This window comes from Bacillus pfraonensis (assembly GCF_050768835.1).
Taxonomy (GTDB): Bacteria; Bacillota; Bacilli; order Bacillales; family Bacillaceae_G; genus Bacillus_A; species Bacillus_A pfraonensis.
The window spans coordinates 1-15,328 of sequence record NZ_JAHCDO010000050.1; the positions used below are offsets into that span (position 1 = coordinate 1).

Annotated in this window: 16 protein-coding genes, 1 tRNA gene, 2 rRNA genes, 1 other RNA gene and 1 other annotated feature; of the genes, 4 read left to right on the plus strand and 16 right to left on the minus strand. The window is 37.2% G+C overall.

From position 1 onward, the window contains the following. The 8 genes from KFD70_RS26880 to tadA form a co-directional block, all read right to left on the minus strand. Positions 1 to 241 (minus strand): 16S ribosomal RNA (locus KFD70_RS26880); the annotation flags it as partial. A 227-nt stretch (positions 242 to 468) separates the two neighbouring features. Next, a complete protein-coding gene (locus KFD70_RS26885) occupies positions 469 to 738 on the minus strand; it encodes a pro-sigmaK processing inhibitor BofA family protein (protein WP_336454401.1) in 270 nt (89 codons plus the stop codon). 183 nt (positions 739 to 921) lie between these two features. Beyond that, a complete protein-coding gene (locus KFD70_RS26890; protein ID WP_174103792.1) occupies positions 922 to 1,143 on the minus strand; it encodes a YaaL family protein in 222 nt (73 codons plus the stop codon). 14 nt (positions 1,144 to 1,157) lie between these two features. Next, entirely contained in the window at positions 1,158 to 1,754 is a 597-nt protein-coding gene (gene recR, locus KFD70_RS26895; RefSeq protein WP_017150461.1) for a recombination protein RecR, read from the minus strand. Between the two features lie 17 nt (positions 1,755 to 1,771). After that, positions 1,772 to 2,098 carry a YbaB/EbfC family nucleoid-associated protein gene (locus KFD70_RS26900; RefSeq protein WP_174103805.1) on the minus strand — a complete coding sequence of 109 codons (327 nt, stop codon included), beginning with the start codon at positions 2,096 to 2,098 and terminating at the stop codon, positions 1,772 to 1,774. Positions 2,099 to 2,123: 25 nt separating this feature from the next. After that, a complete protein-coding gene (dnaX, locus tag KFD70_RS26905; protein ID WP_336454402.1) occupies positions 2,124 to 3,812 on the minus strand; it encodes a DNA polymerase III subunit gamma/tau in 1,689 nt (562 codons plus the stop codon). 132 nt (positions 3,813 to 3,944) lie between these two features. Beyond that, positions 3,945 to 4,209: signal recognition particle sRNA large type (gene ffs / locus KFD70_RS26910), an RNA gene on the minus strand. A gap of 78 nt (positions 4,210 to 4,287) precedes the next feature. Beyond that, a complete protein-coding gene (gene tadA, locus KFD70_RS26915) occupies positions 4,288 to 4,785 on the minus strand; it encodes a tRNA adenosine(34) deaminase TadA (protein WP_336454403.1) in 498 nt (165 codons plus the stop codon). Positions 4,786 to 5,094: 309 nt separating this feature from the next. On the opposite strand from tadA, the gene KFD70_RS26920 reads away from it, so the two are divergent. The 3 genes from KFD70_RS26920 to KFD70_RS26930 all read left to right on the plus strand — a co-directional run bounded on the left by KFD70_RS26920 (position 5,095) and on the right by KFD70_RS26930 (position 7,062). Then, a complete protein-coding gene (locus tag KFD70_RS26920) occupies positions 5,095 to 5,634 on the plus strand; it encodes a cysteine hydrolase family protein (protein WP_431613485.1) in 540 nt (179 codons plus the stop codon). A gap of 121 nt (positions 5,635 to 5,755) precedes the next feature. Then, positions 5,756 to 6,391 (plus strand): deoxynucleoside kinase, encoded by a 636-nt coding sequence (locus KFD70_RS26925; RefSeq protein WP_336454405.1) that lies wholly within the window; start codon positions 5,756 to 5,758, stop codon positions 6,389 to 6,391. Positions 6,392 to 6,393: 2 nt separating this feature from the next. Beyond that, positions 6,394 to 7,062, plus strand: a complete 669-nt coding sequence (locus KFD70_RS26930) for a deoxynucleoside kinase (RefSeq protein ID WP_336454406.1) — start codon at positions 6,394 to 6,396, stop codon at positions 7,060 to 7,062. Between the two features lie 34 nt (positions 7,063 to 7,096). Here KFD70_RS26930 and KFD70_RS26935 read toward each other — a convergent pair whose 3' ends face one another. From KFD70_RS26935 to guaB, 7 genes are all read right to left on the minus strand, one after another. Further along, on the minus strand, positions 7,097 to 7,492 hold the full coding sequence (locus tag KFD70_RS26935; RefSeq protein ID WP_336454407.1) for a sigma factor-like helix-turn-helix DNA-binding protein: 396 nt from the start codon (positions 7,490 to 7,492) through the stop codon (positions 7,097 to 7,099). A gap of 167 nt (positions 7,493 to 7,659) precedes the next feature. Then, positions 7,660 to 7,752: transfer RNA gene (locus KFD70_RS26940), tRNA-Ser, on the minus strand. Between the two features lie 136 nt (positions 7,753 to 7,888). Next, a complete protein-coding gene (serS, locus tag KFD70_RS26945) occupies positions 7,889 to 9,163 on the minus strand; it encodes a serine--tRNA ligase (protein WP_336454408.1) in 1,275 nt (424 codons plus the stop codon). A gap of 51 nt (positions 9,164 to 9,214) precedes the next feature. Beyond that, positions 9,215 to 9,436 (minus strand) — a binding site (T-box leader). A 54-nt stretch (positions 9,437 to 9,490) separates the two neighbouring features. Beyond that, complete coding sequence (gene pdxT, locus KFD70_RS26950) at positions 9,491 to 10,081, minus strand: pyridoxal 5'-phosphate synthase glutaminase subunit PdxT (protein ID WP_336454409.1); 591 nt, start codon at positions 10,079 to 10,081, stop codon at positions 9,491 to 9,493. A gap of 17 nt (positions 10,082 to 10,098) precedes the next feature. Then, entirely contained in the window at positions 10,099 to 10,986 is an 888-nt protein-coding gene (gene pdxS, locus KFD70_RS26955; protein ID WP_017150471.1) for a pyridoxal 5'-phosphate synthase lyase subunit PdxS, read from the minus strand. 160 nt (positions 10,987 to 11,146) lie between these two features. Next, positions 11,147 to 12,463 (minus strand): serine hydrolase, encoded by a 1,317-nt coding sequence (locus KFD70_RS26960; protein ID WP_336454410.1) that lies wholly within the window; start codon positions 12,461 to 12,463, stop codon positions 11,147 to 11,149. Positions 12,464 to 12,567: 104 nt separating this feature from the next. After that, positions 12,568 to 14,031 (minus strand): IMP dehydrogenase, encoded by a 1,464-nt coding sequence (gene guaB, locus KFD70_RS26965; RefSeq protein WP_336454411.1) that lies wholly within the window; start codon positions 14,029 to 14,031, stop codon positions 12,568 to 12,570. 115 nt (positions 14,032 to 14,146) lie between these two features. Here guaB and KFD70_RS26970 point away from each other — a divergent pair, with 115 nt between their 5' ends. After that, on the plus strand, positions 14,147 to 15,142 hold the full coding sequence (locus KFD70_RS26970; protein ID WP_431613486.1) for a YaaC family protein: 996 nt from the start codon (positions 14,147 to 14,149) through the stop codon (positions 15,140 to 15,142). 40 nt (positions 15,143 to 15,182) lie between these two features. Here the strand turns inward: KFD70_RS26970 and rrf are convergent. Beyond that, positions 15,183 to 15,298, minus strand: a 5S ribosomal RNA gene (gene rrf / locus KFD70_RS26975). Between the last annotated feature and the right edge of the window lie 30 nt (positions 15,299 to 15,328).

The window sequence follows — 15,328 nt, forward strand, 5'->3', positions numbered from 1 at the left end:
GTCCATCCATAAGTGACAGCCGAAGCCGCCTTTCAATTTTGCGCCATGAGGCGCAAAATATTATCCGGTATTAGCCCCGGTTTCCCGGAGTTATCCCAGTCTTATGGGCAGGTTACCCACGTGTTACTCACCCGTCCGCCGCTAACTTCATAAGAGCAAGCTCTTAATCGGTTCGCTCGACTTGCATGTATTAGGCACGCCGCCAGCGTTCATCCTGAGCCAGGATCAAACTCTCCAATAAAGTTTGTCTAGCATCTAAAATAAAAATTGACGTTTCACGTTGTTTGTTTCGTTTAGTTTTCAAAGTTCAACATCGCGTTTCAGCGACTTTTATAATATAGCATTTCTTAATCAGTTCGTCAACTTATTTTTTCTTTCGTTGTTGACGACGCTTATTAATTTACCACATTAATAATCAATAAGTCAACACTATTCTTCATCTTTTTAAAATAAATGCCAAAATGATTTTCATCCTGGCATTATATACAACTTAATGATAACCAAAGCACAAATACCCGGTATTCCCAAAATACTAGAAACAGAAGCCGTACCAAGGTTAATCGGAATATGAAAACCAAAATACGTTCCAACCACATTAACCGCAAACAATAGTACTACACCTATTATTACTTTAACAAACATCTTACCTATAAATTGCAATGGTTTCATTGAAGCTCCAAAGATCAGCAAAACAAATACAAAAGTAAGGATCCCACCAATAACGAATGTAGAATTCATGCTCCCCCTCCTTATATAACTTATACACTCTATATGTATGGGACAAGGGAACAAAAAATACCGTTCAATTACATAAAGTACAACTTTAATCAGTAGGGGTTTTCTTCACCCCCACTGATTATCAGCCCTCACTAATCAAGCTTTTACAGAATAAAAAAACCCTAGTTTCAAAACCAGGGTCTTTTACCATTGTTCCATTTTTACTGGGCGTCTTTTTGCTTCTTTTAGTAAGAAAAAATATTTTGCTTCTGCTAATTTCAAAGAACACAGTACATCCTGAGATGGTTCAACACTTTGTTCTACCATTCTTTTTTGACGCAACCACTCATTCTTCACTTTTTCCAATACAGCAATTAGCTTATCATCATATTCTTTTCGCAACTTTCCCTTTTTTTGAAAAAACATTTTGATTTCTCCTCTTATACTTCTCTACGGCCTTCTAGAGCCTTCGATAATGTTACTTCATCCGCATATTCTAAATCCCCACCAACGGGAAGACCATGCGCAATACGAGTTACTTTAATACCTGTCGGTTTTAAGAGGCGGGAAATATACATCGCTGTAGCTTCCCCTTCAATATTTGGGTTCGTCGCTAAAATAACTTCTTGTACAGTTTCATCTTGTAGTCTTTTTAATAATTGTGGAATATTAATATCCTCTGGGCCGATTCCTTCCATTGGTGAGATTGCACCACGAAGCACATGATAGACACCCTGATATTCTTTCATTTTTTCCATCGCGATTACATCTTTCGCTTCTTGTACAACACAAACAACTGATTGGTCGCGATGTGAATCATCGCAAATATAACAAGGATCCCGATCTGTAATATGTCCACAAACAGAGCAGTATGTTAAATTTCGCTTTGCATTTACGAGTGATTTAGCAAAGTCTAGTACGTCATCTTCTTTCATATCTAGTACAAAGAACGCCAATCGAACAGCCGTTTTCGGACCAATCCCTGGCAACTTCATAAAGCTATCTATAAGCTTTGAAATCGGTTCTGGATAATGCATGTGTCAATATCCTCCTACTAGAACATTCCACCTGGTAAGTTTAAACCTTTTGTGAATTGTCCCATTGTAGAGTTTGAAAGTTCCTCAGCTTGCTTAAGCGCATCATTTGTTGCAGCTAACACAAGGTCTTGTAACATTTCAATATCTTCTGGATCTACAACTTCTTCTTTAATTTTCACATCAAGAATTTGCTTGTGACCATTTGCGATAACGGTAACCATTCCGCCACCAGCTGTACCTTCAACTGTTTTTTCACCAAGTTCCTCTTGTGCTTTCGCCATTTGTTTTTGCATTTTTTGCATTTGTTTCATCATGTTATTCATATTTCCCATTCCGCCACGCATCATAATAAATTCCTCCTAATTGTTGTTATTCTTTTATTTCAATAAGTTGTTGCCCTACTAATTTTACCGCCTCTTCTACAAGGGGATCTACTTTTTGTTCTGCAGCTTCTTCTGAATTTCCACCTTCACGTTGTAAAAATTCTTCGCGTATTTTCCCCCACTCACTCTTCGGAATTGCAATCATATTCAACCTTTTGCTGAGCAATTCAAAAAGAACTTGTTCTACGGTATCCATCGCGTCACGATTTTCACTTGCCATTTTGCAATGTATCTCATATTGGAAAGCCAAAACATAAGAATCTGCAGAAGCTGCAACTGGTTCACTATTCTCTAATAATACAGCAAAAGCCACTTTATTATAGGATTTAAGTCTCCCTAATAGCTCACCCCATACGCCTTTTAGCTGTTCTAAATCTTGGCGTTTTGCCTGCTTTAATACTTCATGTACGCGTCCAACAGGGATTTTCATGCTCCCTGTCCGCACAGGTTTTGGTGCAGTACGCGTCTCTCTTACTTCTTGCCCTACACTAGCTGGCACACCATTTTTCTTCACTTGTTCTAATTCTTTTTCTAATTGTTGCATTCTGTTCATAATTGCTTGCAGACGGTCTGTTCCATTTGCCTGCATCATAAATTGCTGACAAAGTTGCACCATTACAACCTCTAGGAAAATTCGCGGATGATTTGTCCACTTCATTTCCTGTTGCCCCTTGCTGAGCGTATGAATAATTTCATAAATGATCTCAGGTTGCATCGTTTCACTTAGCATACGGAACTGCTCATCTACAACCACTCGTTCTAACATATGTTCTAGCTGTGGTGAAGTTTGATATAAAAGCATATCACGATAATAGTAAATGAAATCTTCCATAAAACGAACTGGGTCTTTTCCTTTACTCATCATATCATCAATAATACGCAACGCTCTTGATACATCATTCTCCTGTATACATTCTACAAGATTACCTAAATATTGCTGAGAAACAGAACCTGTTACCGCTAAAACGTCCTCAGTCGTAACAATTTCATCACTATAAGAAATAGCTTGGTCGATCAGACTGAGCGCATCACGCATACCACCTTCAGCAGCACGAGCAACAATTTGCAATGCTTCATCTTCTACCTTTGTACCTTCATTTGTAACAACTGTTGCTAATCTCTCTACAATATCATGTACTGATATTTTTCGAAATTCAAAGCGTTGACAGCGAGAAATGATTGTAGGTGGAATTTTATGTGGCTCTGTTGTTGCCAAAATAAAGATAACATGTTGTGGTGGCTCTTCTAACGTCTTTAAAAGCGCATTAAAAGCTCCCATCGAAAGCATGTGAACCTCATCAATAATGTATACTTTATATCTGACTGCACTTGGGGCATACTTTACTTTATCTCTTATATCTCGAATTTCATCTACACCGTTATTTGAAGCCGCATCAATTTCTAACACATCCGAAATAGACCCTTGTGTAATGCCTAAACACGAAGGGCATTCGTTACAAGGTTCAGCTACTGGAGCATGCTCACAGTTAATTGCCTTTGCAAATACTTTTGCAATTGTAGTTTTACCGGTTCCTCTCGGTCCGGAAAATAAATAAGCATGCGAAGCTTTTTCTTGAAGAAGGGCATTTTGCAACGTTTTTGTTACGTGCTTTTGACCGACTACATCTTCAAACTTTTGCGGTCTCCATGTTCGGTATAACGCTTGGTATGACACGAAAATACGGCCTCCCTCAAAGGTTATTATCTTGTATATTATAACCCATTCTGTTTATAGATTCCAAAAGTTATTTTCCATACAAAAAACTCACCTTATATATAAGGTGAGTTTTGTATACATATATAACTGCCGTGCACCTTCTGTCGATTACGTACCATAAGCGTTACTTAAGCAGTTAGCTCGGTTCAGGCACTCCTGCGGCACACGAGAAGACCCGCTTATTGCTGCTTCCTTCCGGACCTGACAAGGTTCACGGGGTCCCGTTGCGCAGGACCCAAACGTCAACACCACTTACTTAAGGCAGGCCTTACAGCAACATAACCTCGAGAAGGGATTCGGCCTCGCTAGAGCGGATTGCGAGTACAGGGCACCGCTACCTCCCCGCTTAGCACGGCAAAGTTAAAACCAATATTCGGTTGCCTTAACCAAGGCATTATCAGTATAACTTGTTTCTTCATAAATTGCAAATATGTTAGGTACCAGTATTTTTATCCAATTTTCCCTTCTTTTCTTTCCTTCTTTTACGAAGTTCCTTAAAGAAGTTCGTTAACAGTGCTCCACATTCTTCTTCCATTACACCAGGTACTACCTCACATTGGTGATTAAAGCGCTCATCTGTTAAAAGATTCATTAAAGTACCTGCACATCCACCTTTCGGATCACTCGCACCATATACGACACGTTTTACACGCGATAAAACAATTCCCCCTGCACACATTGGACAGGGTTCTAATGTAACATATAACGTCGCATTTTCTAAACGCCACGTACCTAACTTTTTACACGCTTCATCTATAGCTAATAACTCTGCATGAGCAATGGATCGTTGCTCTGTCTCCCTTAAATTATGAGCAACACTGATTACTTCTCCATCTAATACAATAACAGCCCCAATCGGAACTTCTTGGATTTCTTCAGCTTTTTTCGCTTCTTCCATTGCAAGCTGCATAAAATAAATATCTTGTTCCATAATACAGTCCTCTCATTACAAATAAAGTATTATAACCGGCTACTACCATTGGACATATAATTCCCTACTACGCAGAACAAAAAAGAACCTTCACTCATTTTATCCTTTTGTTTCCACTTAGCATAAGGTAGTAAGAGAATCTGGCTGCTTCTACGCATGTTTAGATCCCCTCTCCCGCCCCCAAAAGCCTTATGTCGTTTTTTCAATTTATATTCATATACATACTATTCATTTATACTTCTCCTTACAGGTGCAGGATAACTTTCACACATTCAATCCAATCTAAAGAAAAAGAAAGGGTGATTACATATGAAAAATACCGCATTGCTCATTATTGACATGATTAACGACTTCCAATTCTCCCACGGACCAATCCTTGCGCAAAAATGCCAAATGATGATAGAACCTATTTTACACTTAAAACGAACAATGAAAATGAATGGTTATCCTGTTATTTATATTAACGATCATTATCAACTATGGAGAGCTGATATCGATCAACTTATTAGTAATTGTACAAATGATTATAGCAAAAATATTATACAAGCAATTGCTCCTAGTTCAGATGATTATGTTTTTATTAAACCACATTATTCAGCATTTTATGAAACTCCATTAAATTCTTTATTAGGACATTTAAAAGTTGAAAAACTTATCATAACAGGGATTGCGGGAAACATATGTGTCCTCTTTACAGCTAATGATGCTCATATGAGAAACTACACACTATATGTCCCTCAAGATTGTACTGCTTCTAACTCTGACCAAGATAATAAACACGCTTTAAAAATTATGGAAACAACATTGAAAGCGAACATTACACCCTCCCTTCAATTAAAATGGGAATAGTATGCGTCGATTTTCCAACTTTTTATGACAAATTAGTCCGCTCGCTTCCCTCTTATGCTACAATTATTCTGTTTTGTGCTTTTTATTTACAGGAAATTATGAATTGAAAGGAGGAAACAGCGTGACCGGAGTACCATTTATTACGGTTGAAGGACCAATCGGTGTTGGAAAAACTTCACTAGCGAAGGAAATTTCAACTCACATGCAACTCCACTTATTAAAAGAAATTGTTGATGAAAATCCTTTCTTAGGTAAGTTTTATGAAAACATTGAAGAATGGAGTTTTCAAACAGAAATGTTCTTTCTTTGTAATCGCTATAAGCAATTGGAAGACATTAATATAAAATACTTAAATCAGCGTAAGCCAGTGGTAGCAGATTACCATATATTTAAAAATTTAATTTTTGCATCTCGTACGTTAAAAGATGCTCAATATGAAAAATACATGCAAATTTATCGTATCCTTACGCAAGATATGCCCGTGCCAAATGTCATTGTATATTTAACAGCAAGTTTAGAAACATTACAAAAACGAATTGCAATGCGCGGACGTGAATTTGAGAAAAACATGGATCCAAATTACTTACTACAACTTACCAAAGATTACGAAACAGCAATGGCTGCCTTTAAAAAGGACCATCCAGATATTCCGGTGTTAAAATTCAATGGAGATAACATGGATTTTGTGAAGAATAGTGACGACTTAAATATAATTTTATCCACTCTCCAAAATACACTCTCGAAGGGAACGAAATAGCAATGAATTTAAGGCAAAAGTATGATATTCCAAATGATGCAGTCATTACCATTGCTGGTACAGTTGGCGTTGGTAAATCAACTATGACAACTGCACTTGCCAATGCGTTAGGTTACCGTACATCATTTGAAAAAGTGGATTCAAATCCATATTTAGATAAGTTCTATGCTGATTTCACGCGCTGGAGCTTTCACTTACAAGTTTATTTTTTAGCAGAAAGATTTAAAGAACAAAAACGAATTTTTGAATATGGTGGTGGATTTGTACAGGATCGCTCTATCTATGAAGATACTGGCATTTTTGCAAAAATGCATCATGAAAAAGGAACAATGACAGAAACGGATTATGAAACATACAAAGGGCTGTTCGATGCAATGGTTATGACGCCGTACTTCCCTCATCCAGATTTATTAATCTACTTAGAAGGTTCTTTTGATGATATTGTCAGTCGTATTCAAGAACGTGGTCGCCCAATGGAACAACAAACACCAATTGAATATTGGCAAGAAATGCACGGACGTTATGAAAATTGGATTAATAATTTTAATTCATGTCCTGTCCTACGCTTAAATATTAATGAATACGATATTTTAAAAGATGAAAACTCGATCGAACCAATCATTAAGAAAATTGGACATTTTTTAAAGCAAACACGTAAACTTGTAAAATAAAAACCCGTGCATATGCACGGGTTTTCCTATTCACTCATTTTTTCTTTTTTGTTGGAGCAATAATTTCGCTCTCTGGTTTTCCAGCATTAATACGCTGACGAACTGTACTTGTACTAATATCATATGCCTCAGCAATTTCTTTAACAGTCATTTCTTTCCCATTAATAATTGCTGTTAATACTTTACCAGTACGTTTTGGAGCTGCTTCTTTTTTCACAGCCTGTTTCTCGGCTTTTTTTGGTGCCTCTACTTTTTTTGCTTCTTGTTTCACATTACAAGTACAACCACAAAGTTTACGGAATGTATCATCGCTTATAATACGTGATACGTTTGCACCACTATTTAAAATTCTATTGTTCTTACAGACTGGACATTGTACGTAGTATAGGGTTTTTCCATCTAAAGGAAATGTTTGTATAATAAGATCCATGTTGACTCCTTTCATATCTATGAAGATAATCATCGGAATATGAGTGTTTTATAAGATAGCTCGCTATCTTACATCATACTTTCTGATTGGTTTTAAAATAAAAACTCGTTACGTGTTGGTAACGAGTTCTCCAATCTCCACTTATATGCGCTGTTGTCAATTATATCTGGAGGAGGTAGAGGGATTCGAACCCCCGCGCGACTCTCGCCGCCTGTCGGTTTTCAAGACCGATCCCTTCAGCCAGACTTGGGTATACCTCCATATTGACATCAAATATAATATCAAAAGAAAAACAGTTAGTCAAGTCCACTCATAATAAATTATAGGAAAAGAAAAAACTCTTCCTTTTCCTAAATTTACTTTATTGACAACACTCATACCGATGAAAATTTTAATTTATTTAATAACTGTTTTTCCTCCCATATAAGGGCGAAGAACTTCTGGAATTATAATTGTACCATCTTCTTGTTGGTAATTTTCTAGAATAGCTGCAATCGTACGTCCAATTGCAAGTCCAGATCCATTTATTGTATGAACATGTTCTGGTTTTGCATTTGGCTCACGACGGAAACGAATATTTGCACGTCTTGCTTGGAATGCTTCGAAATTACTACAAGAAGAAATCTCACGATATGTTCCATAACTTGGAATCCATACTTCGATATCGTATTTCTTCGCTGCTGTAAATCCTAAATCTCCAGTACACATACTCATAACGCGATATGGTAGACCTAATAATTGTAACACGCGTTCTGCATCATTTGTTAACTTTTCTAATTCTTCATAAGAATCTTCTGGTTTTACAAATTTCACAAGTTCCACTTTGTTAAATTGATGCTGACGAATTAAACCACGTGTATCGCGTCCAGCTGATCCTGCTTCAGAACGGAAGCATGCACTAAATGCTGCATAACGAATTGGCAATTGATCTACACTTAAAATTTCATCACGATGCATATTTGTTACAGGCACCTCAGCTGTAGGAATCAAGAAGTAGTCTTCACTTTCAATACGGAACGCATCTTCTTCAAATTTTGGAAGCTGTCCTGTCCCCGTCATACTTGCACGGTTTACCATATATGGAGGTAACACTTCTTCATATCCATGTTCTTCTGTATGAAGATCAAGCATAAAGCTAACTAAAGCACGTTCTAATTTTGCACCTGCCCCTTTAGAAAATACAAAACGGCTTCCCGTTACTTTAGCAGCACGTTCAAAGTCTAAAATTCCTAAATCAGTTGCAAGATCCCAGTGAGGTTTTGGTTCAAAATTAAATTCTTTTACCTCTCCCCAAGTACGAGCCACTACATTATCATCTTCTGTGTCACCAATTGGTGCAGATTCATGAGGGATATTCGGAATAGAAAGCATTAATCTTTCTAGGTCTGCTTCAACTGAGCGAAGTTCATCATCAAGATTTTTCACCTTTTCTCCTACTTCACGCATCTCTAAAATTAAAGATTCTGCATCTTTCTTTTCACGTTTTAATACAGAAATCTGCTGAGATACTTCATTACGCTTGCTTTTTAACTCTTCTGTTTGAACAAGTAATTCTCTTCTTCTTATATCCAATTCTTCAAAACGACCAAAGTCAGTTAAGTCTTCGCCTCTATGCTGTAATTTTGCTTTTACTTCTTCAAAATTCGCACGTAAAAATTTAATATCAAGCATTTTATATTCCTCCTTTTACTTTATAAAATACAAAAAACTCCCGTCCCTATAAAAAGGGACGGGAGTTAACCCGCGTTGCCACCCTAGTTGAAAGCAATATTGCTTTCCTCTCAAGTAGAATTAACGACTCTTCACCGGAAATGCTTACTAATCATAAAGATATTCCACATTTCATTCCAGGATGGATTCACAAACTGTTTCTATCGGTTTCCACCAGCCACCGACTCTCTATAAAAAACACGATTTGTTACTACTTCCTATCAACACGTTTATTTTATAAAATTGTTACCATCAATTTACTATAATCTTAAACAAGTTGCAAGTTACTTATACAACTTTTTTCATTTTTGCCTCTTTTACCATTTGCACAAAATATGCTGTAACACGATGATCATCCGTTAACTCCGGGTGGAAAGAAGCTGCTAAAAATGGTCCTTGTCTTACTGCTACCATTCGATCGTTGTGCATAGAAAGAATTTCTACGTTATCCCCTACACTAACAACGTATGGAGCACGAATAAATACGCCAATGAATTCTTCTCCTACACCTTTTATCGAAAGAGCAGCTTCAAAGCTATCCTTTTGGCGTCCAAACGCATTACGTTCAACTGTAATATCCATAGCGCCAATATGGGATTCTTCATAACCAATAAGGTTGTTTGCAAGTAAAATCATACCTGCACATGTACCAAACATCGGTTTACCAGATTTCGCAAATTCGCGAAGTGATTCCATAAAATCGTACTTATCAATAAGACGGCGCATTGTTGTACTTTCACCGCCTGGTAAAATAAGACCATCAATTTCTTCAAGTTGTTCTACACGTTTTACAATGACAGCTTCTGCACCACTTGCTTCAACTGACTTTACATGCTCACGAACAGCTCCTTGAAGACCTAATACACCGACTTTAACCATTTCAAAATCTCCTTTAATTACCAACCGCGTTCTTGCATGCGTTGTTCTGGTAATAATGTTGAAATTTCGACACCCTTCATTGCAGTACCTAATCCTTTAGAAAGGCTTGCAATTAACTCATAATCTTCATAATGTGTCGTTGCTTCAACAATTGCACGTGCAAATTTCTCTGGGTTTTCTGATTTGAAGATACCAGATCCTACGAACACACCATCTGCACCAAGTTGCATCATTAATGCAGCATCTGCTGGTGTTGCTACACCACCCGCTGCAAAGTTTACAACCGGCAAACGACCAAGACGTTTGATTTCAAGTAACACTTCATAAGGAGCACCCGTATTTTTTGCATATGTCATTAATTCGTCCTCACGTAGGCTCGCAACTTGACGAATTTCTGCGTTTACTTGACGCATATGACGTACCGCTTCTACAATGTTTCCTGTTCCAGGCTCTCCTTTTGTACGAAGCATAGATGCACCTTCTGCAATACGACGTGCTGCTTCTCCGATATCACGGCATCCACATACAAATGGAACAGTGTAATCACGTTTATTTAAATGGTATACTTCATCAGCTGGAGTTAATACTTCACTCTCATCAATGTAGTCTACTCCTAATGATTCTAGTACACGTGCTTCCACAAGGTGACCAATACGGCATTTTGCCATAACTGGAATTGATACAGCACCCATAACCTCTTCAACGATTGTTGGATCTGCCATACGCGCAACGCCACCTGCTGCACGAATATCTGCAGGAACACGCTCTAGTGCCATAACAGCAACTGCGCCTGCTTCTTCTGCAATTTTTGCTTGCTCAGCGTTAACTACGTCCATAATAACGCCGCCTTTTTGCATTTCTGCCATTCCACGTTTTACACGTTCTGTCCCTGTTACATTTGTCATGTACAAAAACCCCCCTAGGTGAATTGCTTTTCCCCATTAACGGCGAAAATTGAGAATACTCTTACATTCTACCACTAACTATTAGAGGCTTGTCCACTACTTTTTCATAAAGTCGGTATGAAAAATAGGAATAAAAAAAAGCTCCTACAATGAGGAGCTCTTAAAACCAACCTTTTACTGTATCAACAGCACTATTCCAAATACCGCTAAAGAAAGAACCAACACCACGCATAGAGCGTACAAACCAGTTTGCTTTTTCTACTTCTGCTTTTGTAACAAGGTCTACTTGCAATGATTTACCTGATAAAAATCCAGGGTCATTATTATCTTTAGGTGATACAACCATTTGACCGAGTGCTGTACCCTTTTTGATTGGTGCTTCTTTTTCTTTAGCTATATCTTTAAATTCCGTTTTATATACATCTTTACTTCCTTTTAACATTGGAAGTGTAACAGCTTGTTTCGTCTGAACGGTTACATCTTTATCTTTTGCATTTTCTACTCGTACAGTTTCATGTCCTTTTACTGCCGAACCCTTTGGATACACTTTTTTTACATCAAAATTTGTGAATCCGTAATCAAAAAGTTTCTTTGTTTCATCAAAGCGTGCCGTATGAGAACTTGTGTTAATAACTACAGAAATTAAACGCATACCATTTCTTTCAGCAGTACCTGTAAAACAATGGCCAGCTTCTGGAGTAGATCCTGTTTTCAAACCATCTACACCTTCATATTCCTTAATTAATCCTTTTAACATCCAGTTCCAGTTAGGCATTTCAATTTTCTCTTTGTTTTCACGAAATATTTTTTTTGAAATTTTCGCTGTATCTAACACCTTCGGAAAATCTTGAATAAGATGTTGTGCTAAAATAGCAACATCCTTCGCAGACATTTTATTTTCTTCATCCGGTGTTGTACCTTCAGGATGTTGTCCTTTTAAATCTTTGTTTGTTAAGCCTGTAGAGTTTACGAATTTATAGTTTTTCAATCCAAACTCTTTTGCCTGATCATTCATCATTTTTACAAATTCTGCTTCTTTACCTGCAACTGCTTCAGCTAAAGCAATTGTTGCACCGTTTGCAGAATAGATTGCCATTGCCTCGTACAACTCTTTTACCGTATAAGAGCCTCCATTTTCTAATGGAACGTTTGATAATGAGCGATCTTGTGAAATCTTATATGCATATTCAGAAACTTTAACCTTTTGGTCCCACTTAAGTTTCCCTTTATCCACTGCTTCATGTACTAAGTATTCACTCATCATCTTTGTCATACTAGCAATCGCCAATAATTCATCTGCATTTTTTTGATATAAAATTTTCCCAGAATCTGCTTCTACTAAAATTGCTGCGCTAGCTTCCACATTTAAAGCAGCACCTGTTTCCGCTGATGCACTGCCATATGTAACAAACATGCTGCAAAATAGTGTAAGCACGGTTACCATTGCAATGAATCGCTTGCAAAACATACCTTTCACTTTTGTTACCCCCAATATCTTTGTACTCACATAACCGTTATTCTAACATAATCAAAAAAAAATAGACAGAGATATCAAATCTCCATCTATTTACATATAAGACATTATAAAGAGTAATTTGGAGCCTCTTTTGTAATTTGTACGTGATGTGGGTGACTTTCGCGTAAACCAGCACCTGACATACGAATAAATTGTGCATTTTCACGTAAGAATTCTAAGTCATTCGCTCCGCAATAACCCATACCAGCACGTAATCCACCAACTAATTGATGAACTGTATCAGCTAAAGGTCCTTTATATGGTACACGGCCCTCGATACCTTCTGGAACAAGTTTTTTGTTTCCTTCTTGGAAGTAACGATCTTTACTTCCTTTTTCCATCGCTCCAACAGAACCCATACCACGGTATACTTTAAATTGGCGACCTTGGTAAATTTCAGTTTCTCCTGGGCTTTCTGCTACACCAGCAAACATACTACCAAGCATTACAACGTGTGCGCCTGCTGCTAACGCTTTTACCATATCACCGGAGTATTTAATACCACCATCTGCAATGACTGGGATACCGTGCTTACGAGCTTCTGTCGCACAATCATATACTGCTGTTAATTGTGGTACACCAACGCCAGCTACAACGCGTGTTGTACAAATAGAACCTGGTCCAATACCAACTTTGATAACATTTGCACCCGCTTCGATTAATGCACGTGTTGCTTCAGCTGTGGCAACGTTACCTGCAATAATGTTTAATGCTGGATATTTTGCACGAACTTCTTTTACTTTCTCAATAACACCTTGAGAATGTCCATGAGCTGTATCCAGTACAATTACGTCTACATTTGCTTTTACTAATGCATCGATACGAAGCATAGCATCTGCAGTTACCCCAACTGCTGCTCCAACTAATAAACGACCTTGTTTATCTTTTGCAGAGTTTGGGAACTCAATTACTTTTTCAATATCTTTAATTGTGATAAGCCCTTGTAATACACCGTTATTATCAACAAGAGGGAGCTTTTCAATTTTATATTTCTGTAGGATCTTTTCAGCCTCTTCTAGCGTAGTACCAACTGGAGCTGTAATCAATTGTTCTTTTGTCATCACATCGGAAATTTTGATGGAATAGTCTTGGATAAAACGCATATCGCGGTTTGTAATAATACCAACTAATTTTTGCTCGTCTAAATTATTTACAATTGGTACACCTGAGATACGATATTTTCCCATAAGATGTTCTGCATCATATACTTGATGTTCTGGCGTTAAAAAGAAAGGATCTGAGATAACGCCACTTTCAGAGCGTTTTACTTTATCAACCTGCTCAGCTTGTTGCTCGATTGACATATTCTTATGAATAATCCCTAAACCACCTTGACGTGCCATTGCAATAGCCATATCAGCTTCTGTAACTGTATCCATCCCTGCACTAATTAAAGGAATGTTTAACTGTAAGCTTTCAGATAGAACTGTTTTAACACTTACTTCTCTTGGCAATACATCTGACTTCGCTGGTACAAGTAATACATCATCGAATGTCAAACCTTCTTTAACAAATTTAGATTCCCACATAATTGTTCCCCCCATGATACCAGAAATTATTATTAGTAGCTTAACAATTGGTTAAAATACTGTCAAGAAAGTACATATATGTTAGAATTTTTAGATAATAAAAGGAGCGTAATATATGCATCATACATCTTATACTTGGCAACAGTTAAGTTTCTTTTTTTCATCCCAACATGTACAGCGTTATCTTGCCCGCTGTTATGAAAAATTACCAATTGAACATGCCGAAAAAAAAAGCTTTGAAAATTGTTATCCTTTTATTTATTACTTAGAACATGGAAAAAGCTATTATGAATTATGTAAAACTGCACCTTTTTCTATTCAACCTATGTTGTTATTTTATGGAATGAGTCAATTTTTAAAAGCATGCTTATTAACCGTTGATCCAAACTACCCAGAATCAACAACAGTCTTAGCACATGGAGTAACAACACGTAAACGAAAAAAACAAGGGTATCAATTTTTAGAAGATGAAGTTAAAATACAGAAAAATGGACTATTTGCCCATGTGGCAGAACGAATGTTTCACATGAAACACTTAGAGGCCGAAAAGTTTATTATGCTAGAACTAATGGGGAAAATCCCTGAATTAAAAAAGTTATTTCAACATAGTCAAAAAGAGCAAATTTTATATGAAATTAATACGATAGATGAACATCATATTTCATTTCCTTCTAGCGTACTTGATCGCTTACATATGACACAAGAGCGTTTTTCTCGTTACATAGAGGCATCTTGTAAACATCTTTTTATACGATACACACCAAATGAAACCATTGAATCTGATTTGTTATTTTCAGCTCCCACAAAAACATGGAATCCTTTATACACTACACCTCTGTCTTATGATTGCAATACAAACACTTATTATTTGCCAATAACTAAAGATGTAAGAAATTATAAATCATTCCTACCAGAACCGCTCACACATTATTTATTGCTCTATAATTTAAGTATGATTTCTCGCTATGAGACTGACTGGTGGTACGACTTATTAGGAAGCTATGCCTCTGAAGATTATCCATTTATTTATCAATTTTTAGGGATTTCTGCCAAAAAAATTCCTTACTATGTTTTACTATTTTTATTGGGCGAACAATTCCCTATTTCTTAGGAAATAAAAAAGCACGAGTCAATTGACTCGTGCTTTAATTGCTTGGCGACGTCCTACTCTCACAGGGACAAGGTCCCAACTACCATCGGCGCTAGAGAGCTTAACTTCCGTGTTCGGTATGGGAACGGGTGTGACCTCTCTGCCATCATCACCAAACTATGAAGGCATATTCCTTCAAAACTAGAT

Coding starts and splice junctions, on each gene's coding strand:
- KFD70_RS26930 (WP_336454406.1), top strand. CDS start 6,394: ATGAATTTAAGGCAAAAGTATGATATTCCAAATGATGCAGTCATTACC.
- KFD70_RS26900 (WP_174103805.1), bottom strand. CDS start 2,098: ATGCGTGGCGGAATGGGAAATATGAATAACATGATGAAACAAATGCAA.
- KFD70_RS26970 (WP_431613486.1), top strand. CDS start 14,147: ATGCATCATACATCTTATACTTGGCAACAGTTAAGTTTCTTTTTTTCA.
- pdxT (WP_336454409.1), bottom strand. CDS start 10,081: ATGGTTAAAGTCGGTGTATTAGGTCTTCAAGGAGCTGTTCGTGAGCAT.
- KFD70_RS26920 (WP_431613485.1), top strand. CDS start 5,095: ATGAAAAATACCGCATTGCTCATTATTGACATGATTAACGACTTCCAA.
- tadA (WP_336454403.1), bottom strand. CDS start 4,785: ATGGAACAAGATATTTATTTTATGCAGCTTGCAATGGAAGAAGCGAAA.
- recR (WP_017150461.1), bottom strand. CDS start 1,754: ATGCATTATCCAGAACCGATTTCAAAGCTTATAGATAGCTTTATGAAG.
- KFD70_RS26885 (WP_336454401.1), bottom strand. CDS start 738: ATGAATTCTACATTCGTTATTGGTGGGATCCTTACTTTTGTATTTGTT.
- pdxS (WP_017150471.1), bottom strand. CDS start 10,986: ATGACAAATGTAACAGGGACAGAACGTGTAAAACGTGGAATGGCAGAA.
- guaB (WP_336454411.1), bottom strand. CDS start 14,031: ATGTGGGAATCTAAATTTGTTAAAGAAGGTTTGACATTCGATGATGTA.
- serS (WP_336454408.1), bottom strand. CDS start 9,163: ATGCTTGATATTAAATTTTTACGTGCGAATTTTGAAGAAGTAAAAGCA.
- KFD70_RS26890 (WP_174103792.1), bottom strand. CDS start 1,143: ATGTTTTTTCAAAAAAAGGGAAAGTTGCGAAAAGAATATGATGATAAG.
- KFD70_RS26935 (WP_336454407.1), bottom strand. CDS start 7,492: ATGGATCTTATTATACAAACATTTCCTTTAGATGGAAAAACCCTATAC.